The sequence below is a fragment of the Frigoribacterium sp. AC759 genome, assembly GCF_979256015.1.
In genome coordinates this window covers 1-260 of sequence record NZ_CEEDMT010000115.1, presented here as the reverse complement: position 1 = coordinate 260, position 260 = coordinate 1, and the positions used below count along the sequence as shown (strand labels likewise).

1 protein-coding gene is annotated in these 260 nt (G+C 77.3%); it reads left to right on the top strand.

Going from position 1 to position 260, the window contains the following annotated elements; translation table 11 throughout:
* Nucleotides 1-260 (top strand): hypothetical protein (locus ACZ6JE_RS15315; protein WP_464319500.1); only part of this gene is annotated, 260 nt, incomplete at both ends.

Genomic DNA, 260 nt, shown 5'->3' with positions numbered 1-260 from the left:
CTGGGCGGCGCCGGACGCCGTCACCGACACCACCGGGTCGCGCCCCGCCGGGCCCGACCTGGCCTTCGTGTCGAACTGGTCGGCCCACGAGGCCGCCGTGCCCGCACCCCGCGCCGTCCGCGATCTCGAGACCGGCGACGTGCTCGAGGCCGGTCGCACCCTGACCCTCCCCCCCCGATCGGCCCACGAGTTCGAGCACGTGGCCACGACCTCCACCCCCGGACCCGGCGTCTCGCCCGAGACGCCGCCCACCCCGAAAG